Raw genomic sequence first — 24,081 nt, 5'->3', positions numbered from 1 at the left:
ATGTACCAGCAGAATCTGACACCCTCGCCACTATCAAACAACGATTCATTGCTATTGGCGGTGTTTATCGCGGCGGTCGTGCATGTCGGTATTTTGCTGGGTATCAATTTCAAAGCGCCGCAACCCGCGAAAGCCCATAAATCGATTGAGATCACCCTGTCGCACACGCCACTGAAAAAAGCTCCGAAACAGGCCAAGTATTTGGCGCCCGACCATCAGTTGGGTGCGGGCGACGACAATCAAAAACCGGTCCCGCCTAAACTGAGCCTACCCACGCCGCAGACCGAGCCGGTACCCGCCACCAAAGCCGAGCCGCAAAAACAGCCGGCCCGCGAAAGCAAAAAACCGACCCCGCAAAAAGTGCTGACACAAGCCAAGGCCCCGGTAAAAATTGCCGCACCAGTCGAAACGGTAGAAGAGCCGGCGGAAGAAACCGTCGAAGAAAAACCCAAACTGACCGCCGAAGCCTTGCAGCAACAAATAGCTCAACTGGGCGAACAGATCCGCAATAGCCGGCAAAGTACGCAGGACAGCAAAATCAAGTTCGTTAATTCCGTCAGCACCCATAAATACCTGGCGGCACAATACGTCAAGGATTGGGAGGACAAGGTCGAGCGCACCGGTAATCTGAATTATCCGGAGGCCGCGCGAAAAGCCGGCAGTTCGCAATCGCTGACGATGGAGGTCGGTATTAACGCCGACGGCAGTATTTACAGCATGCGTATCGCCCGGTCATCGGGAAATCCGGCATTGGACGAAGCCGCCAAACGCATCGTTAAAATGAGCGCGCCTTTTGCGGAATTGCCGGTAGAACTGCTTAAGGAAGTCAATGTATTAGTCGTTACCCGGGTCTGGAAGTTTTCCGACGAAACCGGTATGACTGCCCGCTAGCCTAACTCATCATTGTTATGATCAACAGCACTTATCTCAACAATCAGTTTCTGATCGCCATGCCGGGCTTGTTCGATCCGCATTTCTTTCATACCGTGACTTACCTGTGTCAACATAATCAGGAAGGCGCCTTGGGGATCGTGATCAACCGCCCCACCGGCATGAAGCTGAAGGACATCTTCGAGCAAATGGGCATCCATACCGATCTGGAGCGCGTATTGAATACCCCGGTTTTTGCCGGCGGCCCGGTTCAGCAAGAACGCGGCTTCGTGATTCATAGCCCCTGTGAACAACACTGGGATTCCAGCATTTCGACCGCCGACAACATCACCCTGACCAGTTCCCGAGATATTCTGGAGGCGATAGCCAAGGGCAAGGGGCCGGATCATTTTCTGATTGCTCTGGGCTATGCCGGCTGGGGCAGCGGTCAACTGGAAAAGGAAATCATCGAAAACGCCTGGCTGAATACGCCTTGCGGCGAAGCCATTTTGTATGAAACTCCGATAAATCAACGCTGGATCGCGGCCGCCAGCCAGCTGGGCATCGATATCAACCGTCTGACGACCACGGCCGGTCATGGTTAAACACGATCCGCTGGCCGCCAAACTCAGCAGCGATGCTTATTTGGGCTTTGATTTCGGCAATAAAAAAATCGGCATTGCGGTCGGCTATGCCGATACCGGTATCGCAAGTCCGTTGCAAACCCTACGTTCCGTGAATCAGGTTCCGGACTGGGATACGATAGGCAAATTGATAGCGGAATGGCGACCGATCGGATTGGTGGTGGGCATCTCACGCCAGCAGGATGGCTCGGACAATATCATCACCCCGCGCATGCAAAAGTTTTGTCGGCAACTGAATGGCCGTTACAACCTGCCGGTGCATCAAGTCGATGAAGCTCTGACTACTTTTGCCGCCAAGCAATTGTTATTTGATGACCTTAAAGTTAGTGCTGGTAAACTATGGGCAGTTCAAGATCAACTTGCCGCCCAACTGATCCTGCAAAGCTGGTTTGATAAGTAGACGAAAGATATAAGGCGAACAGGGTTGCTCCTTGGTTTTTTCGCTTTTTGCCTGAATTTTTTAGAAAAAACAATCTTAACCGTAAGCCGACAATGCCAACCGCAAAGCTAAACATCGCCGAATTGCTCGACAATCTCGAAGCCGCCGTTCGCCGGCAAATTGCCGAACGCAAACTTAACAATCCGCTGTTGATCGGCATACACAGTGGCGGAGCCTGGGTTGCCAAGCACTTGCACCAGCGCTTGGGTATTAGCGAGCCGCTGGGGCTGCTGGACATCACTTTTTACCGCGATGATTTTTCCCAAATCGGCATGCATCCCAATGTTAAAGCCAGTCAGTTGCCTCCGCATCTGGAGGGTCGCAACCTTATTCTGATCGACGATGTGTTTTACACCGGCCGCACCATTCGGGCCGCGTTGAACGAGATTTTCGATTATGGCCGCCCTAACCAAGTGTTGCTGGCCGTACTGATAGAGCGCAATGGCCGGCAAATACCCTTGCAACCCGATTGCCGGGCCGCCCGCATCGATTTGCCGGAAGGGCAACGCATCAAACTCACCGGCCCCGAACCGTTGGGTATTCATGTAGAGACCATGGCCCGCGCCGCTTGATATGACCCCGCATATACAACTCACCGAACACGGCAAGCTCAAGCATTTTCTGACTATTGAAGGCCTTGATAAGGCTTTGCTGACCGAAATCCTAGATACCGCCGAATCGTTTGCCGGCATCTCCGAACATCAGGTCAAAAAAGTACCGCTGCTGCGCGGCAAGACCATCGTCAACTTGTTTTTCGAAAACAGCACCCGCACCCGCACCACTTTCGAACTGGCCGCGACCCGCTTATCGGCGGACGTGTTGAGCATGAATATCGCTACCTCGGCTACCTCAAAGGGCGAAAGTTTGCTGGATACCATCCATAACCTGGAAGCGATGCATGTCGATATGTTCGTGGTGCGCCATGCATTGAGCGGCGCGGCCCATTTCATTGCCCAGCATACCGCGCCGCACATCAGTGTGATCAATGCCGGCGACGGCCAGCACGCTCATCCGACCCAGGCCATGTTGGATATGTTCACGATCCGTCAGCATAAAAAGCAATTTGAGAATCTAAAAGTCGCTATCGTCGGCGACATACTGCACTCGCGGGTAGCGCGCTCGCAGATTTTGGCGCTGAATACCCTGGGTGTCGCCGAAGTGCGCGTGATCGCCCCCAAAACCCTGTTGCCGGCACACGTGAAATCCATGGGCGTGATTCCGCTGCATGACTTGAATGAAGGATTACGGGATGTCGATGTCATTATCATGCTGCGTTTGCAAAAAGAACGCATGAATTCGGCGTTTTTACCCAGCGAAAGCGAATTTTTCCGTTGTTACGGTTTGACCGAATCCACGCTGCGATTTGCCAAGCCCGATGCAATCGTCATGCATCCGGGGCCGATTAATCGCGGCGTGGAAATCGCATCCAGCGTAGCGGACGGCGCGCAGTCGGTCATTCTGAGGCAGGTTGGAAACGGTATAGCGGTGCGTATGGCGGTGATGACCATGACCATGGGTAGCCACGGAGGTGCGTCATGACCAGGATTTTGATCGAAAACGGCCGGATCATCGATCCGGCCAATGCCATCGATGCTGTCGGTTCCTTGTGCATTGCCGATGGAAAGATACTGCATTTGATGACGCCGCCGGCCGATTTCACTCCCGACCAAATCATCGATGCCACCGGTAGCGTCGTTTGTCCCGGCTTTGTCGATTTGAGCGTGAGGCTACGCGAACCCGGTCATAGCCAGAAAGGCACGATTAAAACTGAAACACGGGCCGCGCTGAGTGCCGGCGTCACGTCGCTTTGCTTGCCGCCCGACACCAAGCCCTGTATCGATACCCCGGCCGTGGTGGAATATATCAAGGACAAGGCCGAAGCCGCCGCTTATCCACACGTTTACAGCATCGGTGCGTTGACTCAACGCCTGGACGGTAGCGAACTGAGTTCGATGTTTGCGCTGAAGCAGGCCGGCTGCATCGCCGTCAGCAACGCGCGGGCTCCGGTGGGAAATTTGCTGATATTACGGCGGGCGATGGAATACGCCAGCAGCCACGATTTGCTGTTGATATACCGCGCCAACGAAGCGGCTCTGAGCGGCAACGGTTGCGCGCACGAAGGCGAGGTTGCCAGCCGTTACGGATTGCCCGGCATTCCGGTTGCCGCCGAATCGATTGCGCTGGCCCAGTGTCTGGAGCTGGCGCAACTGACCGGTTGCCGGATTCATATCAGCCAGATCAGCAGCAAGCAGTCGGTAATCAAAATCCAGCAAGCCAAGAAATACGGTCTGAATGTCACGGCCGACGTCGCGATACATCAGCTGCATTTAACCGAGGACGATGTGGTCCCATTCGATAGCCATTATCATGTGATACCGCCGTTCCGTAGCGAAGAGGACTGCCAATATCTGTGCGAAGGATTGGCGAACGGCACCATCGATGCTATCTGTTCCGATCACCAACCGCACGATTTGGACGCCAAACTCGGCGCTTTTCCGGAAACCGAGCCCGGCATCGCCGCCTTGGAAACCCTGTTGCCGTTGACGCTGGCTCTGGCACAACAGCAGCGCATCGGTTTGTCGGAAGCTATCGCCAGCCTGAGCCAAAATCCGGCGGCGATTCTGGGGTTGAATACCGGAGCCCTGACAGCGGGCATGCGCGCCGACGTCTGTATTTTCGATCCCCAACACAGTTGGCGGGTCGATCCACGGACCTGGCGGAGTGCCGGCCATAATACGCCCTACTGGGGGAAAACCTTGACCGGCAGAGTCACGCATACCTTGCTGGAAGGACGCTTGCTTTACAGTTTGCAGGATCGCGGATGACCTCGAATTGATGAATCGGCATTGCGGGAGCGATGCCGATCCATCGCGCCGAAAATAATAATAACTTTATACGCCCATCACATCGGGTAGTAGCGCAGGAAACAACATGACGTGTATCAAAAATCGTTCCGCCACCGGCTCAAGCTCGCCCAGCATCATTGATGATTTAAAGGGCGATCAGTCCTGGCGGATTTTTCGCATTATCAGCGAGTTTACCGAAGGCTTCGACGAATTATCCGGCCTGTGCGACGCTATCTCTATCTTCGGTTCCGCGCGCCTGGCGCCCGAACACTTTTACTACCAAAAAACCGTGGAACTGGCGGAACTGCTGAGCAAGGAGGGCTTTGCCATCATCAGTGGCGGCGGACCGGGCGTGATGGAAGCCGCCAACAAGGGCGCGCAGTTGCAGGATCAGCTCTCGATAGGCCTGAACATCGAGCTGCCGATGGAGCAAAAGCCCAATCCGTACCAAAGTTTGTCACTGAACTTTCGCTATTTTTTCGTGCGTAAAGTGATGTTTGTGCGCTATTCGATGGGCTATGTCTGCATGCCGGGCGGCTTCGGCACGCTGGACGAATTTTTCGAAGCGTTGACATTGATGCAAACCCACAAGGCTTACCCGTTGCCCTTGGTATTGTTCGGCAGCGATTTTTGGGGTGGGTTAATGGATTGGCTGAAAACCAAAATGCTCGAATACGGCACCATATCGACGGAAGATCTGGAGTTAATCACCGTCACCGACGATCCGCGCGAAGTCGTCCGCATCATGGCCGATCACCGGGAATGGAAAAACCAGCAGCGCCGGCATCCCACGCCGTAATTTACTTTTTTCAAACGGAGGATTTTGATACTCATGACCGCAACCGACTTGACCCCGGCGCAAACCGCTCTGCACCAACTCAGAGCGCATATCAACACCCAGATCATCGGTCAGGACGTGCTGGTGGAGCGGATGATGATCGCCTTGCTGGCCGATGGCCATTTATTGGTCGAGGGCGCGCCCGGCCTGGCAAAAACTCGTGCCATCAACGTCTTGAGCCAAGGCATCGAAGCGGACTTTCATCGTGTACAGTTTACGCCCGATTTGTTGCCGGCCGACTTGACCGGCACCGAGATCTACCGGCCGCAACAAGGGAGTTTCGAATTTCAGAAAGGCCCGCTGTTTCACAATCTGGTTTTGGCCGACGAAATCAACCGCGCACCGGCCAAGGTGCAAGCGGCATTGCTGGAGGCGATGGCCGAGCGCCAAATCACCGTCGGCAAGGCCAGTTATCCGTTGCCACCCTTGTTCATGGTGATGGCGACCCAAAATCCGATCGAGCAGGAAGGTACCTATCCGCTACCCGAAGCGCAATTGGATCGATTTTTAATGCATGTCAAAATCGATTATCCCAATGCGGTCCACGAACAAGCCATTCTGCACTTGGCTCGGGCGGAAGCTAGGGGAGCCGGGCAAAAAAACGCCGTCGGCGTCCGGAAAATCAGTCAACAATCGTTGTTTGACGCTCGCGACGAAGTGCTCGATATTTATATGGCCGAAGCCTTGGAACAGTATCTGCTGCAAATCGTTCTGGCAACCCGCACCCCGGCCGCGTATGGGCAGGATCTTGCCAAGTGGATAGAGTACGGCGCCAGTCCCCGCGCCAGCATTGCCCTGGATCGTTGCGCCAGGGCCAAGGCTTGGCTTGAGCAAAGGAGTTTCGTCGATCCCGGCGATATACAAGCGATTGCCTTCGACGTATTGCGGCACCGTTTGATTCTGTCCTACGAAGCCGAGGCCGAAGGGCTTACCAGCGATGATGTGATCAAACAATTGATTGCCAGAATTGCGGTACCGTAAACACCCATTCATGCTATTTTCCCGTCACCGCCTAGCCATCAACTCAGGAATGCCACTCATGCGGAAACAATTTTGCCTTATTTTGCCGCTTCTGGCGGCATCGGCCCTGGCTCGGGCCGAGACCGTCGGCTGCGTGACGACAGCCTGGAAATTGATCGGCGCCAATCATAAAGTTTGCGTCGAAGCGTTTTCCGACCCCAAAATTCCCGGGGTGACTTGCCACGTCAGCCAGGCGAAAACCGGCGGTGTCTCCGGCACGCTGGGGCTGGCGCAGGACCCCTCTCAATTTTCGCTGGCCTGTCGCCAGACCGGACCGATTTCGGTGCCGAACGGCCTGCCTCAAGATGAAGAAGTGTTTTCCGAAAACACCTCATTACTGTTCAAGGAAACCCGAGTGATGCGGTTATGGGACAACGCCCACAATACCCTGGTCTATCTGGCCATTAGCCGTAAACTGATCGAAGGGGCGCCGGTCAACAGTATTTCCACCGTACCGGTGATGCCTTGGGGACGATGAGCTCCGCCGCTACCGATCCCAACGAGCGTATCGCCGTCAGCTTGAAAACCCTGTTTGATCTGGCCAAGCCGGCGGCCGCGCTGAAGTTGCCGCCAATGCGGGTGGGCGCGGCGCAAAGCGGCAATTATCTGTCGCACTTTAAAGGCCGGGGCATGGCCTTTGCCGAAACCCGCTTGTATCAACCCGGCGACGATGTGCGGCGCATGGACTGGCGCGTCACCGCGCGTACCGACAAACCCCACAGTAAAATCTTCCAAGAAGAGCGGGAACGTCCGCTATTCATCTCGGTCGATTATCGGCCGACCATGAAGTTTGCTAGCCGTGGCGTATTCAAATCGGTACAAGCCGCCAAACTGGCCGGATTGTTGGCCTGGGCCGCGTTGCAACAGGGCGACCGGGTTGGCGGACAGGTTTTTAGCGCCGAAGGTTGCCTGGAATTGAAACCGCGCAGCGGCAAGGCCGCGCTGCTGCAATTTTTTAACGCCTTGGTACACCCGCACTATACCAACACCCGCGATGATAGGTTGGAACTGGCTCTGGCCCGATTGCAACTTCATGCCCACCCCGGCAGCCGGGTTTATATCATCAGCGATTTTCGCGGCCTGAATGGCGTGGCGGAGAATCATTTGGCCCTGTTGGCGCGGCATTGCGAAGTGATATTGCTGCAAATTTACGATCCGTTGGAAAGCCATTTGCCCGAGACTGGCCGCTACCGTTTTACCGATAAAATCCGCGACATCATCATCGACAGCAGCGACAAAAAAGTCCTACGGGATTACCGGCACCAATATCAACAGAGACAGCTGTATTTACAACAGCTTAGCCAAAAATTACGGCTGAGTCTGTTGTCTTGCGCTACCAACCAGTCGGCCCTGGCGGCGTTGACCTCGCCGCCCATAAAATCAAGATCGTATTAACCTACGACACATTGTCCCGATACCATGCCGTCCGTCTTTTATCGCATCGTTTTGGTCAGTGGCCTGATTTTTCTGGGGGGCTGGCTGGGGTTGAAAATGGCGGTGCCGCCGGGATATGCCAGCCCGATTTGGCCGCCCGCCGGTATTGCCTTGGCGGCTCTGCTATTGAGCGGCAAACGTTTGTGGCCCGCCATCTGGATAGGTGCCTTCGCCAACAATATTTCAGCCGGCCTCGATGCCGTCGGGGAGTTATCGGCCACGGTTGTCTGCTCGGCGGCGCTGATCGGCTTGGCCAGCACTATTCAAGCATTAATTGCGGTTCGGCTCGGCAAAAAATTCGTCGATTGCGGTGTGCCACGGCTGGATAATCCTCGCCAAGTTTTAACTTTTTTTCTACTGACCGGACCGCTGGCCTGTTTAATCGCGCCTTGTATCGGCGTGACCGGTTTGTATCTGCTGGAGGTATTACCCGCCTCCGAATTAAAGGTTTCCTGGTGGAACTGGTGGTTCGGCGATAGCCTGGGGGTTTTGTTGGTTGCGCCATTGGCATTTTGCCTGTTTGCCGAGCCTAGGCCACTTTGGCAACCGCGAATGCTGCGGGTGGCGCTGCCGTTGCTGGGGGCGTTGTTGGCCTTGTCCACCGCCTTCGTATTTGTTTTCCGTGCCGAACAGGCCAGAATTCAAATGACCTTCGATAGTCAGGCGGCCGCCATCGAAAGTTTGATGCTGGAATATGTCGGCAACGTGCTGGATAGCACCCTGGTGCTGAAAGATTTATTGAGTGCCTCGGAAATCGTCGACCGCCGGGAGTTTTCGCGCTTCTCCCAAGGCTTGTTGAAACGCCATCCGGAGGTACAAGCCCTGGAATGGTTGCCGCGCGTTACCTGGGAGCAGTTGCCGAGTTTCGAGCAAGCCGTCAGGGCCGAAGGATTTGCCGATTTCAAGGTAACGGAAAGGGCGGCCGATGGCTCGCTAATCCCCGTCGGCCGGCGCGATGAGTATTTCCCGATTTTATTCGTCGAGCCCATGGCCGGCAACGAAAAAGCCTTCGGACTGGATTCCTCTTCTAATCCGGTAAGCCTCGAATCCAAGCGGATTGCGAGCCGCACCGGCCAGCCCAGTGTTTCTCGGCGGCTGACTTTGGCCCAACAAGATGACACCGAAATCGGGGTGCTGGTATCGATACCGGTTTTCGACCAGCCGGGGGCAGGTGCCGAACATTTAGCCGGGTTTGTCTCTACCGTGTTGCTGCCGGCGAGGATGGCGCAAATCGCACTGCAAGGCATAAACAGCGATCAGTTCGGCATCAGTTTGAGAGATACGGACGCGCCGCCGGAGCAAGCCAATTTGTTTCTGAAAGCCGTAGCCAATCAGGTTCACCGTAGTTATGGTCTCAAATACCGGCAACGCGAATTTCAGTTTTGTGACCGCGGCTGGCTGCTTAGCATCGTTGCCGATAAAAACTTTATCACCGAGCACGGCTCTATCCTGCCCTGGGCGACCTTGTTGGGCGGGTTGTGCTTTACCAGTTTGCTGACCGTGCTGCTGTTGGTCATGACCGGCCGTACGGCGCAGGCGGAAGCCCTGGTCAATGCCCGTACCCGGGAGTTGGAGTCCGCCAATGCCGAACTCGAGGCCATAGCCAGCGATTTACAGGCTTCAGAGGCCAAATTGCGCACCTTGGTTCAATCGCAACCGGAATGCGTTAAATTGTTGGCGCGCGACGGCAGCTTGCTGGACATGAATCAAGCCGGGCTGGCATTGATCGAGGCCGACAGCCTTGAACAGGTCAAGGGCCAAAACGTGCTGCCGCTGGTGCAGCCTAAATACCAACAGGCATTTACCGACAGTATTCAGAGCGTGTTCGCCGGTGAACCGGCCACGCTGGAATTCGAAATAACCGGACTGAAAGGCACGCACCGTTGGATGGATACCCATGCGGTGCCGATGCGCGATAACGAAGGCAATATCGTGGCCTTATTGGGCTTGACCCGCGATATTACCGCCCGCAAAGCCGCCGAAGAGGAACTGAAACTGGCCGCGCGGGTCTTCGGAGAGGCACACGAAGGGATCTTGATCACGGACGCCAACGCTATCATTATTGATGTCAATCCTACGTTCAGCGAAATCACCGGGTATAGCCGCGAAGAAATCATCGGTAAGAATCCGCGCATCTTGCAATCAGGCAAACATAACCGCGAATTTTACCAGGAGATGTGGAATACCTTAACCAGTTGCAGGCATTGGCAGGGCGAAGTCTGGAATCGGAAAAAAAACGGCGAACTTTATGCCGAGCTGTTGACCATGTCGGCCCTTTGCAACGACCAGGGCGAGGTGATTAATTATCTGGGCTTGTTTTCGGATATTACCCATTTCAAAAATCAGCAACAGATGCTGGAGCTCTTGGCTCATTATGATCCCTTGACCCGTTTGCCGAATCGCACGCTGTTTGCCGACAGGCTGTTACAAGCCATTGCCCGTAGCAAACGCGAAAAATCCCTGCTGGCGATTTGTTTTCTGGATTTGGATGGCTTTAAGCCTGTCAATGACCAGTTCGGACACGAAACGGGCGACCAGGTATTGATCGAGGTTGCCGAGCGGCTTAAATCCTGTCTGCGCGAGGAAGATACGGTGTCGCGGCACGGCGGCGACGAGTTCGCCTTGCTGATGGGCGATTTACATACCATCGAAGAGTGCACGCAAACCCTAGGCCGTATTCATCAGTCCATCGCCGAGGTCTATCTGATCAACGAGCACACGATCAACATCGGCGTCAGCAGCGGCATTACCATTTTTCCGCTCGACGCGGCCGATTCGGATACCCTTTTGCGGCATGCCGATCACGCCATGTACCAGGCCAAATTGTCCGGTAAAAACCGTTACCATTTGTTCGACGCCAGCCATGACCAGCTGATGATCGATCTGCATAAGCAGTTGCACGATATCGAAACGGCGTTTGCCGATGACCAGTTTTGCCTGTATTACCAACCCAAGGTCAACATCAAAACCGGCCAGGTTGCCGGGGCGGAGGCACTGATCCGGTGGCAACATCCGCTACGTGGCCTGCTGGCGCCGCAAGCGTTCTTGCCGGTGATCGCTTCCAGCGAACTGGAAATTCGCGTCGGCAACTGGGTGATTGAACAGGCCTGGCAACAACTGTGTGCTTGGCAACAATTGGGTTTCATGCTTGAAGTCAGCGTCAATATTTCCGCCTACCACTTGTTATGGCCGAAGTTTGTCGAGCATCTGGAAACCACGCTGGCTAGTCACCCGGGCATCGCCTCCCGTTATCTACAATTGGAAATATTGGAAAGCACCGCGCTGGACGATTTGTCGGCGGTGAATCGGGTCATCAAAGTCTGCCGCGACGCATTGGGCGTGACGACCGCGCTGGATGATTTCGGCACCGGCTATTCATCGTTGGCCCACTTACGCCATCTGCCGGTTAACGCGGTCAAGATCGATAAGGGCTTCGTTCGGGACATGCTGGATGACCCGGATGATTACGCCATCGTCGAAAGTGTGATTAGCCTGAGCCAAGCTTTCCGCCATGAGGTGATTGCCGAAGGCGTGGAAACCCAAGAACAGGGCTTGATGTTGTTGTTGATGGACTGTCATTTGGCCCAAGGTTATGCCATAGCCAAGCCGATGCCGGCCGAGGAGATGTTGGACTGGATAAGCCATTATCGGCCCTATCCGCAGTGGCGGGACTATGCCGGCAAGGAGCTGACGGCGCTGCAAATCCAAGTCGCCATTCGCCGAATCGATCTCGAGCAATGGCTGCAACGGATAAATCAATGCTTGAATGGCGGCATCGCCGGTATCAATCATTGGCCCATCATGCTGCCGGGCAAAAGCCATTTTGGCCGTTGGCTCAAGCAAGCCCAGTATCAAGATCAGTATAATAAGCAGTGGCTGGCGCAACTTGCCGCCCTGCATGCGGAATTGCTACATAAAGGCGATGTGCTAATGCATCAATTCTGGGAGGGGGAAACGGAAGCCGCCCGCGCCGGTTTTGCCGAATTAACGCAAACTCAACGCCGCTTGGATGATTGCCTGACGAAATATGCTTGATTAAGCCCATGGAACCTTTAGCGTTAAAAGACATTCATTTGCCCGAGGTCATAGGCTGGTGGCCGCCGGCACCCGGTTGGTGGCTGTTGCCCATTATCCTGGTTTTGGTGATTTTGGCCGCGCGCGCATTGTACAAGCGCTTGACTCGAAAAACAGCTATCGGCGGCGCGCGGAGATTATTGGCCGATATTCGCCGGCAACAAAACGATAGATTGCGTACCTTGACCGACTTGTCGGCGCTGCTGCGGCGCACCGCGATCAGTACCAGCGCCGCCCGGTCCGAGGTGGCAAGCCTACGAGGTCAGGCTTGGCTGGATTATCTGGACCGTTCCTTGCCGGACCAACCTTTCGGGCAAGGTATCGGCCGCTGTTTGGCCGATGCGCATTATCGCCCCACCGTCGCCGACGATATCGATCTCGAGGCTTTGTTTGCTCTGTGCGAGCGTTGGCTGAAGCAGAGGGAAAAAAAATCATGATCGCCTTTCAATGGCCCTGGCTGGCGTTGTTGTTGCCGTTGCCTTTTTTACTACGCTGGTTGCTGCCGGCCAAGTTTCAGGCCGAACAGGCGGCTTTGATCGTGCCGTTTCTGGATGATTTTCCGGGTATCGAGCCGCGCCAAGTTAGTCCGCAACGACGTTGGCCGTTGCGGCTGGCGGGTTTCGCCTGGATATTTCTGGTGATAGCCTGTACCCGTCCGCAGTGGCTGGGCGAGCCGTTGGAACTGGCGGTCAATGGCCGCGATCTGATGCTGGCGGTGGACGTGTCGGGCAGCATGGACGAAAAGGATTTCATCATCAAGGACAAGCGCTACGATAGGTTGACCGCCACCAAATACGTGGTCAGCGATTTCGTCCAACGCCGTATCGGCGACCGTATCGGCCTGATTTTATTTGGCACTCAGGCTTATCTGCATGTGCCGCTGACCTTCGACCGTAAAACCGTGCAAACCCTACTGAACGAAGCTTTTATCGGTATCACCGAAGACGAGCCGCAAACCTCGATCGGCGACGCCATCGGATTGGCCGTCAAACGCTTGCAGGACGAAAAAAACCAGAGCCGGGTGCTGATTTTATTGACGGACGGCGCCAATACCGCCGGTGAACTGGCGCCGTTGAAAGCCGCCGAAATCGCCGCCCAGCATCATCTGAAAATCTACACTATCGGGATCGGCGCCGATGAAATGCTGGTGCGCAGCTTGTTTGGTACCCGCCGGGTGAACCCGTCCGCCGACCTGGATGAAAAAACCCTGAAAGCCATTGCCGATACCACGGGCGGCCGTTATTTCCGCGCCCGTAACACCGAGGAATTGAACCAGATTTATTTCATTCTCGATCAACTGGAACCGGTGGAAAAAGACAAACAGTTTTTTCGGCCTAAATCGGAGTTGTATTATTGGCCGCTGGCCTTGGCACTGGCTTTGGCCGGGCTGTTGGCGGGCAGCCGTTTGAGGAGGTCTTGATGCTGGCGGATTTTCATTTCCTCAGGCCGTGGTGGTTGCTGGCTTTGTTGCCGGCGGCGGTTTTGCTGTTTTTGCTGATCAAAAACAAATATCAACGCGGCGACTGGACGGATGTCTGCGATGCGGAATTGTTACCGTATATTTTGCAGCAGAAGCCCAGCAAGCCTCTTGCCGGCGGTTGGATTGCGGCCTCGCTGGCAACCAGTTTGAGTATTCTGGCTCTGGCCGGCCCGACCTGGGAAAGGTTACCAGGCCCTGCTTTTCGCAACGATTCGGCCTTGGTGATTGCGTTGGATTTATCCAGATCCATGGATGCCACCGACACCAAACCCAGCCGTGTCAGCCGTGCTCGCTACAAAATTAGCGATATTCTGAAATTGCGCAAGGATGGCCAAACGGCATTGATGGTCTATAGCGGCGATGCTTTTACCGTGACCCCGCTTACCACCGATACCGCCACCATCAACAGCCAGCTGGAAGCGCTGACTACCGACATCATGCCTAGTCCCGGCGGCAACACCGCTATTGCCGTCGGCAAAGCCGTGGATTTATTGCATCAGGCCGGACTGGCACAAGGCCACATATTGCTGGTGACCGACGGCGCCGATGCCGATAGCGTGGATCGAGTCGGCCGAATTTTGGGCGATTACCGGTTATCGGTGCTGGCGCTGGGCAGCCCGGAAGGCGCGCCGATTCCGTTACCCGGAGGCGGTTTTTTAAAAGACCGGCAAGGAAGTCTGGTGGTTGCCAAACTGGATACGGCGGAATTATCGGCGCTGGCCTCGGCCGGGCGGGGCATTTTTCAAACCGTGACGGCCAATGACGACGACATCGAACGTCTGGGCGGTTTATTTAACCAAGCCAACGGCAACGACAAGGCCGAAAAAACCGATTTGCTGCTGCAACAATGGGATGAAAAAGGCCCGTGGCTACTGTTGCTGGTGCTGCCTTGGGCAGCGCTACGTTTCAGGAAAGGTTTGTTGGTGTTTGCCCTAATCTGCCTGCTGCCGCTACCAGAAGACGCTTGGGCGCTGGACTGGCAAAGCCTGTGGCAAACTCTGGATCAACGCGCCCAACAGGCCTTCCGGCAACAGCAATACCAGCAGGCCGCTGAACAATTCAACGATCCGGATTGGCGCGCGGCCGCCCAGTATAAAGCCGGTCAATATCAAGAGGCCGCCGAAACCCTAAAAGCGACTCAAAGCGCCGACGGCCATTACAACCGTGGTAATGCCTTGGCCAAGGCCGGGCAGTTGCGGGAAGCCCTGCAAGCCTATCAGCAAGCGTTGAATATTGATCCTGAGCATGCCGACGCCAAGCACAACAAGGAGCTGGTGGAAAAACAGCTGCAGCAGCAAAATCAGCAGAGTAACGATCAACAGCCTCCGAGCCAGCAAGAAAAAGATCAAAAACAACAAGATCAGCAACCCGGTCAATCCGACAAGCAAAATCAGGAGCGGGGCCAAAATCAAGACCGGCAAAAACAGGCCGAGGATCAATCCGGTAGTGACTCGCAACCGAAGCCTTCGGAAAACCAGGAACAACCGCCCCGGCCGGAACAGCAAGGCGATCAGCCGGACGATGCCGGCCATTCGGCCGAGAAACCCAAACCGGAGCAGCCCAATCAAACCGGGCAAGCAGAAGAACCGGCCACGGCTGACCGGGACGAAGCCAAACGGGCCGACGAACAATTATTACGGCGCATTCCCGACGAGCCCACCGGCTTGTTGAAACGCAAATTCAAATACCAGTACGGTCAACGCAATCCGCCGGCTCATGTCGGTCCGGACTGGTGAGTGTCGACGGCTGGGTTGATCAATTTCAGAACCTCTAAGCTCGAGTATGATCATGCTTAAAAATAATCGTTATATCTGGCTGTATTGGTTTCTCTGCGGTTTTCTGCTGACATTTCAAGCCGCCGCCGCGGAGATTCAGGTCAGTGTCGACCGTAATCCGGTCAATCTGAGCGAATCGTTTCAGATTACCTTTAGCGCAGGCGAACCACCGGACGGCAGCCCGGATTTTGCCCCGCTGCTGCAAAATTTCGAGATTCTGAATCAACAACGTAGCAGTAATGTATCCTGGGTGAACGGCAAGAGCAGCCGTAACGAGCAATGGCTAGTCAGTGTGATAGCGAGGCAGTCCGGCGAACTGCTGATTCCGCCGATAGCCTTTGGCGCCGACAGCAGTAAACCGTTAAAAGTGGTGGTGAACGACGCGCCGCTCACGACCAGTAGTAGCGACGAGGTATTCCTGGAAGTGCAAGTCACGCCGGAAAAACCCTATGTACAATCGCAAGTACTGTATACCTTGAAATTGTACCGACGGGTGCAGATTACCCAGGCCAGCCTGAACGACCCGGAAATCAAGGATGCCGTGGTGGAAAAGCTGGGAGAGGACAGTACCTACAGTACCCAGGTCAAGGGCATGGATTATTGGGTGACCGAGCGCAAATACGCGATTTTCCCGCAACAGAGCGGTATTTTCACCATTGAGCCGCTGACCTTGACGGCGGAGGTGGTCGCTAATCAAAACCCGCGTTTCAACGGTTTTTTCAATCGCCAGATTACCGAAAGCCGGCGAGTGTCTTCCAAGGCTATTACCTTGAATGTGCAGCCGGTACCGGCCAGCTTTACCGGACCAGCCTGGTTGAGCGCCGAATCGCTGGAACTTAGCCAAAGTTGGTCGGATGATCGCTTACAAGGCAAGGTCGGAGAACCTCTGACCCGAACTATTAAGTTGACGGCGAAAGGTGCCACGGTCGGGCAGTTGCCGGAATTGGCCGGACAATCCGGCATTGATGGCATTAAGACCTATCCCGACCAGCCGTTATTGCGGGAAGACAAGTCAAGCGATGGTCTGAATGCTGTGCGCGAGGAAAAAATTGCCTATATCTCCAGCAAACCGGGCGAATATACCCTGCCGGCGCTGACTATCAACTGGTTCAACACCAAAACTCAAAAAACCGAAGTCGCGCATCTAGCCGAGGTGAGGATTAAGGCCCTCGCTACCGAGGATAGTCAGCCGGCCGCGACGGCCCCGTCGCAAGCGCAAATCGAACCGGGCCATCAGCAAGCCTCGCCGGTTTCGGCAACTGACGGCAATCTGTTATGGCAAGCATTATCCGGTTTTCTGGGTTTGGGTTGGTTGTTGACCATGGTTTGGTTTTTTCGCGACAAAAGACAAAAATCCCCCGTCGACAAAATGCCGGTAGTCGAAGCGGCCAGGCTTGATCAGCAAACAGCTCTAAAAAAAGCCTGCCAACAAAATAATCCCCACGCCGCGAAACAAGCATTGTTGGATTGGGGTAGGCGGCAATTTGCGGCGGACAATTTGACGGCGGTTGCCGATTGTTGCTCCGGACCGTTATCCGAGGAAATTTTGGCCTTGAATCACGTGTTGTATTCCGGTGAACAACAGGCCTGGGACGGCGAGGCTTTATGGCGGGCGTTTTCAAAACAGGATTCCACGCCGAACAAAAATCCTATAGAGTCCGATACATTGCAGCCGCTATATCGGCTTTGATACGCGGTAAAGCAATGCACGGCATGTTTCGGGGTAGGGGATTATTCCACGAAACACTGCTAAATCTAAACCGCTGAGTGTTTCGTGGCGAACTCGTGTTAAGTCCTCGGCTGAACTTGGATTACCATTGCGACTCGCCAGTCTCGGGATCGTACATTTCGTGTACGATTTTATGCCGGTTGGCGATTAATTCGTCGATACTGGGGGAATTGCTCATCGCCCGTTGAATCGCCAGTTTCATGGCTTCGTAATTGGTCCGGTACAGATCCTTGCGATCGAGATTAGGGTTGGTTGCGCAGGATGGGTCTATCCACAGCATGGCGATAATGCACAAATCGTTGGCCTGCAGTCGCGGTATGATGCCGTCCGCGACACTGTCAATCACGGCGTCGGCAATAGCCGATTGCACCGGACCGCCAAACAAACTGACATAAGCCGAGGATTTAATGGTGACTTTAGGCACCATAATGGTGGCGGGACGGACTTGCTGGTTACAGGCGCGAATCGCAAACATGCGGGTATGGCCCTCGGTTTGTCCCATCAGGTTGGCAAACGCATGTCCGGCCGGACCTTTTACATCGCCAATCAGAATTTCCGGCATGGCATCGGTGCCTTGGCCTTCGCTGGAAAATACGGTGGCTTCGCCGGTTCTGAACCAATATGAATCTGACATCGGAATATCCTCACGCTGAATGTATAAAACCGGCATTCTATGCTCACTGTGCGGCAAGCGGCAAGAGTGGCAACTAAGGCATAGGGCGATTATGGAGAGTCCGGCTATAAGTTTGGCACTTCGACGGTTGTTTCATCGGTTTGTTCCATTCGATCTTGCTCGGGATGGGCCGATTTAACTTCAGGGTGGAACATGCTTTTTAGCTTAAAATTTTATCGGAGTTTGTCATGAAAAATATTATCGCTGCATCGGCTCTATTCATCTTGTTAGCCGCTTGCTCTTGCTCGAACAATGATGATGCGGCTAACGACAAAACCAAGCGGCAAGCAATTGCCGATGAGATGAATCAACCGCTGGATAAAGCCAAGGATGTGGAACAACAAATTCTGGAAAATGCGGTGGAGCAGAAAAAGCAGCTGGATGATTTGTGACAAGCCGAGAATTTGAATGCGGGAGCTGGTGGCGCGGTAAGGAAAGCCCCGCATGACCGATAGTCAGCGGGGCGGGAGAGTAAGCCTTATTTTACATTCGGGCAATCGATGTAGTCGGGATGCGCCGTGATCACGACGGCAACGCGATGGCTTTGGTCTGGTGTATTATCGGGACCATGTGCTTCACCCGTTGCATTTACGACAAGTTGAGAAGGCTTGGCGCCGAATTTGACCAGCATATCGCTGACAGTCCGGGCTCTTCTCACCGAGAGATCCTGGTTGTAGGCCGGTTTACCCACCGTGTCGGTCGATGCGGTCACGTTTGCGGTCGAATCGGGATGATCATGCAAGAAATGACCTATATGGCGAATGGTTTCGTCCTTGGTTTTGAACGGAACGTCGCTGGCGGTTTTAAAGTACGCCACTGTTTCATGAATAGTTTCCACATGGTGATGGTTTTGCGCATGAACTTCCGTCAGCCATTGGCACATTTCTTTTTCCGATTGCAGACGATGGTGAGCGGCCGATTGAGCGAGATCCAAGCCTTTTTGTTTCTCGTTGATATTCCAGTAGTAATCTTTTTCCAGATGACCCAGGATGATGTTTGCTGCTTCCAGATCTTTTTCGGACAATTCCTCGTGCAGCATGGCTTGACCATAGTGGCCGGCTCTGGATGCATCAATTGCCGCTTTTAGATCGGTGGAGTCCTTTTTGGGTGTGCTACAAGCGGTCAGAGACAGGGCTAAAACCGCGAGCGGCAGGGTTACGTATTTTTTTTTCATGATAATATCCTCGTGATTCAATTAGTCGCAACAGGCTTACTCGTTGTCGCCATTATCCAATGGACCATAAATAGTCCAATAACCTGGGTAATTCAGACCAAAGTAACGACTGTCCTCACTAAAGCGATCCCAGACATAGGCCGGGGCGGCAAATTCACGGGTTGGGATCGGCGAAGTCACAAGCTCGGCCGTTCCGACCAGTGTGCGGCCAACGGTATGGCCAACGCCACGCAACAGCCCCCAGGACATGCCCACGAAAATATTGTGTTGATTGCTAATGTTGATGATATTTTTAGGGATTTCGACGAACCCAAAGGCAATATTGGCAAAGCCTTGACTCACTTTATTGCTAAAGCCAGTAAAATAACTTTCTGCTTGTGCCGTGGGTGCCGTCATTAATGCGCCGGATAGAACGCAGGCGGCTAATATTTTATTTTTATTCATGAGTAGCTCCTTGTTTTACAGATTTGATACCGTCCGAAACCGCGCGGGCAGGCACGAAAAAAAACTTCTAACAAAAATATTAGACTCTAATTTGAAACAAGCATAGACCTAAACCGCTAGTGTTGTAAGGCCATGGAGCAACAATGCGCCTGAACCAGGCAATTTGTCAAATTGATATTGTTGATTATTTGCAGCGAGACTCAATGCGCGGCGAGGTCAACATGCACGCTACTTCCAGCTTATTGCGAAGTGGGCTGGCGTTGCTGCATTTTTTCGCGGCGTTTTTCTTGTTGCTGCTGTTTCATTTTCTCCCATTTCGTTATTTGTTCGGGGCTGAGCACCTCTTTGATCCGGGAATGTGATTCATCGTGAATAGCCTGAAATTTGTCATGCTGTTCCTTGAATATCACTTCCAATTTGGCCTTTTGCTCCGGGCTTAGTTGCAATTCTTTTTCCAAGCGCTCCAAGCGGTGATGGGGCGGTGCTTCATGTCCTTCCATGCCTTGCCTGGCAAAAACGGTAAGCGGCAACGATAACGCGGTGGCTAACAGTAGAGTTTTCTTGTTCATAACGGCCTCCGGGGTAGTGGTAATAAACATCCGTGTCTAACATCCGACTCGGCATGGACGTTGGTTAGGCGCTAAAGTTCAAGAGCTGATCGTTTATAGCTCCGAGGGTTTGTGTACGCATTGACAATCAATGCTGATACGCTGCGCGGGCTGATCCAGCCTTAATGCGGTCAGTTGTCCGCCCCATAGGCAGCCGGTGTCTATTGAATATACATTGTGTTCTTGATAAAAGCCCAGCGTGGACCAATGCCCAAAGATGATGCACATGTCGCGGCTTTTACGCCCCGGAACGGCAAACCATGGCAATAGATGCCCTGCCTGACTGCCGGGTGGGCCTTTGTGATGAAAGTCCAGTTCGCCATCGGCCGTGCAATAACGTAAGCGTGTAAAGCAGTTGACCGCAAAGCGTAGTTTTTCGGTTTTTGGCAGGTCGTCTTGCCAGGCCGTGGGTTTATTGCCGTACATCGATCTGAAGAAGCGCTGATAATCCTCGCCACGGATGGCTTGCTCGGTTTCCGAGGCCATGGTCTTGGTCTGCTCAAAATCCCATTGCGGCGGTAGTCCCGCATGCAGCATGCAGAATTGGTCGTTGTGATAAAATAACGGCTGGTTACGCAACCAGTCGATTAGCTCATCACAATCGGCCGCGCGTAAGATTGGCCCCAGTGTGTCTTTTTTACCTGTTTTGCTCAACGAAGCCACGGTAGCAATCAAATGCAGGTCATGATTGCCCAGTACCGTAATGGCTGAATCGCCCAGGCTTTTGACAAAGCGTAACGTTTCGAGGGAATGTGGGCCGCGGTTGACCAGGTCGCCCGCCAGCCAAAGTTGATCCTGATCCGGATCAAACTTTATGACATCCAGCAGGCGACGCAGTTCGTTGTAACAACCTTGAATGTCACCAATAGCATAAATTGCCATCAGTGCAGTGTTCTGGGAATCGACAAGGTGAATTTGGGAACAGAAGCACTAAAACTTTCACCCGTGTCGGATTGCATCTGGTATTTGCCCTGCATCACACCCACCGGCGTTTCAATCATCGCCGCGCTGGTATAACGAAACGAGTCGCCGGGATTCAAGTGAGGATGTTCGCCCACCACGCCTTCGCCGTTGACTTCCTGCACCTTGCCGTTGGCATCGGTGATCAGCCAATGGCGGGTCAGTAAGCGTGCCGGCACCGAACCGACATTGGTGATGGTGATGGTATAAGCAAATACAAACCGGTTTTGCTCCGGCGACGATTGGGCCTCAATGTAATGTGGTTTCGCCTCAACTAAAACTTTGTATTTTTCGCTCATTGATAGATTATGTGACTCTGAATTATCCCTATTTCAACCTAACTGATACGCAAACGCAAGCTACCTGATGAAGATAAGTACGGCGCTGTTCGCCTTGATTCTGATGATGTCACGACCCGTATTTGCGGAAGACGCCAAGGATTTATTCGCGGCGTCGGCCAGCGGTAAGTTGGAAAGGGTTCAAGCCCTGTTGGCGCAAGGCTTGGATGTTAACGGCAAGATAGAGCAAGACAGAACCGCCTTAATGGCCGCCAGTTTCAACGGCAATTTACGCATCGTCAAACTACTGCTGAGCTATGGCGCCGATGTTAATAGCGCCGATAAACTCGGCTCAACCGCATTGTCGGATGCCGTGCTTTTTGGCGGCGTCGACATTGTCAAATTGCTAATCGCTTCCGGTTCTAACGTCAATGCGGCCGATAATCAAGGTGTAAAAGTCATCGACAAGGCCAAAAAGCTTGAGCGCGAGGCTATTGTCAAATTATTGGAAACCGCCGGTGCAAAATCAGCGGTGACGGAGGCAAGTCCCGAATCAGCCCCGGACGCCGAAGCGAAACCGGAAGATCAACCCAAACCCGCCGAAGAAAAACCACAATAACCCAAACCATGATTTCACAACAAAAACCTTTACATATTCATATCCTCGGCATCTGTGGCACCTTCATGGGTGGATTGGCCCTGATTGCCCGCGAACTGGGCTACAGCGTCAGCGGTTCGGATCAAAATGTCTATCCGCCCATGAGTTCCCAGCTGGAAGAACAGGGCATCCGCCTAATGAACGGCTATAAGGCCGAGAATCTGGATTGCAAGCCTGACCTGGTGGTGGTCGGCAATGCTATGTCGCGCGGTAATCCGGAAGTGGAAGCGGTGCTGAATCGCAATCTACCCTACATCTCCGGCCCGCAGTGGTTGGCCCAGCATGTATTGCAAAAGCGCTGGGTGCTGGCTGTGGCGGGTACTCACGGCAAAACCACGACCACCAGCATGTTGAGCTGGATCCTGGAATTCAACGGTTTCAAACCCGGCTTTTTAATCGGCGGCATACCCTTGAATTTCGGTATTTCCGCCCGTCTGGGCGAGTCGGATTTTTTTGTGATTGAAGCCGACGAATATGATTGCGCTTTTTTCGATAAGCGTTCCAAGTTCGTACACTATCGGCCCCGCACCGCGATTTTGAATAATCTGGAATATGACCACGCCGATATTTTCGAAAACCTGGATGCCATCAAAAAACAATTTCATCATTTAGTCCGTACCGTTCCCGGCGACGGGCTGATTATCGCGCCAGCCCGCGAACAGCATATCGCGGAGGTGCTGGGGATGGGATGTTGGACGCCCGTAGTCAAAACCGCGATAGCCGGCGAGGCCGATTGGCGGGCTGAATTGTTAAAAGCCGACGGCAGTTGTTTTCAGGTTAGCTTTGAAGGTCGGGAACAAGGCGTCGTCGAATGGGACTTGAGCGGTTGTCACAATGTCTATAACGCCCTGTCGGCCATTGCCGCGGCCCGGCATATCGGTATACAAGCTTATGACGCCATTGCGGCGTTACTTCGGTTTCAAAATGTCAAACGCCGAATGGAAGTCATCGTCCGTAAAGATGGCATCACCGTCTACGATGATTTCGCCCATCATCCGACGGCCATCGAAACCACGCTGGACGGTTTGCGCAAACAAGTCGGTAACCAAAAAATCCTGGCGATCGTCGAGCCGCGCTCCAACACCATGCGCTTGGGCGTTCACACTCAGTCATTGGCGGAATCGCTGGCCGAAGCCGACCAGGCCATTATTTACCAGCCGGAAAATCTGGGTTGGGATTTAAGCCAATTGCTGCAATATGCTAAAAACATCCGCATTTGCAGTAGCCTGGACGCGATCATTGATGCGATCAAGGCGGAATCGGAAGGCCCTTGCCATGTGTTATTGATGAGTAACGGCAGTTTTGGCGGTATTTATCAACGCCTGCGGGAAGAGTTGTAACTTTTGGATGAAAGAGCAAAAGTCGTAGGCAAAAAAAAGCGGCCATTGGCCGCTTAAAGAAGAAGGGTAAAGCAACTCAGTTGCGCATAACAATACTTGAGTTGTTGCCAGTTTAGCGTTGATGTGCCAAGTTGAAAATGTGACGGATTGTCACACGCGGCAAACTGTCGCAGTCCAGCATTAATGGCTGGTTGAGGAATGGATAACTTGGGTGCATGGGCCTTAAGGTATTTTCGCGTTAACGATCTCGAGCTTGGTTGATTCCCTAGCAGGATACATTCGCGCCGTGATCGCCTCTCTCCCTTGCGGGAGAGAGATGATAAGGTGCCGCGTAGCGACATGAGCAATATGGTTCGCGCTCAATACAAGTATTTGCCTAGTTTTTTAGATAAGTTGACAGCGCGGGCTGTTAACCTCCAAAACTATTGATGATTTATATCAATTACCCCCTTTAAAGCTGATTTGTAGGGCGTGTAAGGCGTTTTCGCAGTCCGGGGAAGACTGTATGCCGGGATTGTCGTGACATTGCTGATTTTTGGCTTGCGCCTCCTTGACGTTGGCTACATACCAGGCCACCGATTTTGCTTCGGCCCCCTGAGTCGATTCTTCGGCGCTGATCACTTTAAATGCACTCAAAACCAGCACTAATGCGGTTGCAATCAAGATAATGGTGTTTTTTTGCATGGTTTATCTCCCTATAATTTTCGATGGATTGACACTCGCAAACACGGGCTTACGAGTGGCGGTGAGTCTAATCAATAACAGCCATCAGGAAAATGTGGCGGATTGCCGCGCGA

The 24,081-nt window shown here is 53.6% G+C and carries 25 protein-coding genes; 18 read left to right on the top strand and 7 right to left on the bottom strand.

Going from position 1 to position 24,081, the window contains the following annotated elements; translation table 11 throughout:
* From IVG45_RS15685 to IVG45_RS15615, 15 genes are all read left to right on the top strand, one after another.
* The gene (locus tag IVG45_RS15685) at positions 1-891 is read left to right on the top strand and encodes an energy transducer TonB (protein ID WP_196434735.1); all 891 of its coding nucleotides are present in this window, start codon (positions 1-3) and stop codon (positions 889-891) included.
* A gap of 20 nt (positions 892-911) precedes the next feature.
* Positions 912-1,475 (top strand): YqgE/AlgH family protein, encoded by a 564-nt coding sequence (locus IVG45_RS15680; protein ID WP_196438055.1) that lies wholly within the window; start codon positions 912-914, stop codon positions 1,473-1,475.
* Complete coding sequence (gene ruvX, locus IVG45_RS15675; protein ID WP_196434734.1) at positions 1,468-1,914, top strand: Holliday junction resolvase RuvX; 447 nt, start codon at positions 1,468-1,470, stop codon at positions 1,912-1,914. Before IVG45_RS15680 ends, ruvX begins: the two co-directional genes overlap by 8 nt.
* 92 nt (positions 1,915-2,006) lie before the next feature.
* A complete protein-coding gene (gene pyrR / locus IVG45_RS15670) occupies positions 2,007-2,525 on the top strand; it encodes a bifunctional pyr operon transcriptional regulator/uracil phosphoribosyltransferase PyrR (protein ID WP_196434733.1) in 519 nt (172 codons plus the stop codon).
* Between the two features lies 1 nt (position 2,526).
* Positions 2,527-3,492, top strand: coding sequence for an aspartate carbamoyltransferase catalytic subunit (locus tag IVG45_RS15665; RefSeq protein WP_196434732.1), 966 nt, complete (start codon positions 2,527-2,529; stop codon positions 3,490-3,492).
* Positions 3,489-4,778: a dihydroorotase gene (locus tag IVG45_RS15660; RefSeq protein WP_196434731.1), complete on the top strand. Its 1,290-nt coding sequence runs from the start codon at positions 3,489-3,491 to the stop codon at positions 4,776-4,778. Before IVG45_RS15665 ends, IVG45_RS15660 begins: the two co-directional genes overlap by 4 nt.
* 106 nt (positions 4,779-4,884) lie before the next feature.
* Positions 4,885-5,598, top strand: a complete 714-nt coding sequence (locus IVG45_RS15655) for a TIGR00730 family Rossman fold protein (protein ID WP_196434730.1) — start codon at positions 4,885-4,887, stop codon at positions 5,596-5,598.
* Positions 5,599-5,631: 33 nt separating this feature from the next.
* On the top strand, positions 5,632-6,618 hold the full coding sequence (locus tag IVG45_RS15650) for an AAA family ATPase (RefSeq protein ID WP_196434729.1): 987 nt from the start codon (positions 5,632-5,634) through the stop codon (positions 6,616-6,618).
* A gap of 58 nt (positions 6,619-6,676) precedes the next feature.
* A complete protein-coding gene (locus IVG45_RS15645; RefSeq protein ID WP_196434728.1) occupies positions 6,677-7,135 on the top strand; it encodes a CreA family protein in 459 nt (152 codons plus the stop codon).
* Complete coding sequence (locus IVG45_RS15640; RefSeq protein ID WP_196434727.1) at positions 7,132-8,052, top strand: DUF58 domain-containing protein; 921 nt, start codon at positions 7,132-7,134, stop codon at positions 8,050-8,052. The genes IVG45_RS15645 and IVG45_RS15640 overlap by 4 nt, the downstream gene beginning before the upstream one ends.
* A 24-nt stretch (positions 8,053-8,076) precedes the next feature.
* The gene (locus IVG45_RS15635; RefSeq protein ID WP_196434726.1) at positions 8,077-12,126 is read left to right on the top strand and encodes an EAL domain-containing protein; all 4,050 of its coding nucleotides are present in this window, start codon (positions 8,077-8,079) and stop codon (positions 12,124-12,126) included.
* Between the two features lie 8 nt (positions 12,127-12,134).
* Positions 12,135-12,602: a DUF4381 domain-containing protein gene (locus IVG45_RS15630; RefSeq protein WP_196434725.1), complete on the top strand. Its 468-nt coding sequence runs from the start codon at positions 12,135-12,137 to the stop codon at positions 12,600-12,602.
* A complete protein-coding gene (locus IVG45_RS15625) occupies positions 12,599-13,585 on the top strand; it encodes a vWA domain-containing protein (protein WP_196434724.1) in 987 nt (328 codons plus the stop codon). The genes IVG45_RS15630 and IVG45_RS15625 overlap by 4 nt, the downstream gene beginning before the upstream one ends.
* Positions 13,585-15,381 (top strand): VWA domain-containing protein, encoded by a 1,797-nt coding sequence (locus tag IVG45_RS15620; protein ID WP_196434723.1) that lies wholly within the window; start codon positions 13,585-13,587, stop codon positions 15,379-15,381. The genes IVG45_RS15625 and IVG45_RS15620 overlap by 1 nt, the downstream gene beginning before the upstream one ends.
* A gap of 52 nt (positions 15,382-15,433) precedes the next feature.
* Entirely contained in the window at positions 15,434-17,110 is a 1,677-nt protein-coding gene (locus IVG45_RS15615) for a BatD family protein (protein ID WP_230874613.1), read from the top strand.
* 121 nt (positions 17,111-17,231) lie between these two features.
* Here the strand turns inward: IVG45_RS15615 and fae are convergent, their stop codons facing one another.
* Positions 17,232-17,783: a formaldehyde-activating enzyme gene (gene fae, locus IVG45_RS15610; RefSeq protein ID WP_196434721.1), complete on the bottom strand. Its 552-nt coding sequence runs from the start codon at positions 17,781-17,783 to the stop codon at positions 17,232-17,234.
* 227 nt (positions 17,784-18,010) lie between these two features.
* Here fae and IVG45_RS15605 point away from each other — a divergent pair, with 227 nt between their 5' ends.
* Complete coding sequence (locus IVG45_RS15605; RefSeq protein WP_196434720.1) at positions 18,011-18,214, top strand: hypothetical protein; 204 nt, start codon at positions 18,011-18,013, stop codon at positions 18,212-18,214.
* Positions 18,215-18,300: 86 nt separating this feature from the next.
* Here IVG45_RS15605 and IVG45_RS15600 read toward each other — a convergent pair whose 3' ends face one another.
* The 5 genes from IVG45_RS15600 to apaG form a co-directional block, all read right to left on the bottom strand.
* Complete coding sequence (locus IVG45_RS15600; RefSeq protein ID WP_196434719.1) at positions 18,301-18,996, bottom strand: OmpA family protein; 696 nt, start codon at positions 18,994-18,996, stop codon at positions 18,301-18,303.
* 36 nt (positions 18,997-19,032) lie between these two features.
* A complete protein-coding gene (locus IVG45_RS15595; RefSeq protein WP_196434718.1) occupies positions 19,033-19,440 on the bottom strand; it encodes an exosortase system-associated protein, TIGR04073 family in 408 nt (135 codons plus the stop codon).
* Between the two features lie 239 nt (positions 19,441-19,679).
* Positions 19,680-20,009, bottom strand: a complete 330-nt coding sequence (locus IVG45_RS15590; protein WP_196434717.1) for a hypothetical protein — start codon at positions 20,007-20,009, stop codon at positions 19,680-19,682.
* A 93-nt stretch (positions 20,010-20,102) separates the two neighbouring features.
* A complete protein-coding gene (locus IVG45_RS15585) occupies positions 20,103-20,930 on the bottom strand; it encodes a symmetrical bis(5'-nucleosyl)-tetraphosphatase (RefSeq protein WP_196434716.1) in 828 nt (275 codons plus the stop codon).
* The gene (gene apaG / locus IVG45_RS15580) at positions 20,930-21,307 is read right to left on the bottom strand and encodes a Co2+/Mg2+ efflux protein ApaG (RefSeq protein ID WP_196434715.1); all 378 of its coding nucleotides are present in this window, start codon (positions 21,305-21,307) and stop codon (positions 20,930-20,932) included. Before apaG ends, IVG45_RS15585 begins: the two co-directional genes overlap by 1 nt.
* Positions 21,308-21,374: 67 nt before the next feature.
* On the opposite strand from apaG, the gene IVG45_RS15575 reads away from it, so the two are divergent.
* Together IVG45_RS15575 and mpl are read left to right on the top strand one after the other, a co-directional pair.
* Positions 21,375-21,905: an ankyrin repeat domain-containing protein gene (locus tag IVG45_RS15575; protein ID WP_196434714.1), complete on the top strand. Its 531-nt coding sequence runs from the start codon at positions 21,375-21,377 to the stop codon at positions 21,903-21,905.
* An 8-nt stretch (positions 21,906-21,913) separates the two neighbouring features.
* A complete protein-coding gene (gene mpl, locus IVG45_RS15570; RefSeq protein ID WP_196434713.1) occupies positions 21,914-23,284 on the top strand; it encodes a UDP-N-acetylmuramate:L-alanyl-gamma-D-glutamyl-meso-diaminopimelate ligase in 1,371 nt (456 codons plus the stop codon).
* A gap of 438 nt (positions 23,285-23,722) precedes the next feature.
* On the opposite strand, the gene IVG45_RS15565 is transcribed toward mpl, so the two are convergent.
* A complete protein-coding gene (locus IVG45_RS15565) occupies positions 23,723-23,968 on the bottom strand; it encodes an EexN family lipoprotein (protein ID WP_196434712.1) in 246 nt (81 codons plus the stop codon).
* Positions 23,969-24,081: the final 113 nt, after the last annotated feature.

Source organism: Methylomonas sp. LL1 (genome assembly GCF_015711015.1).
Classification (GTDB): Bacteria; Pseudomonadota; Gammaproteobacteria; order Methylococcales; family Methylomonadaceae; genus Methylomonas.
This window is presented reverse-complemented; position numbering and strand designations above follow the sequence as displayed.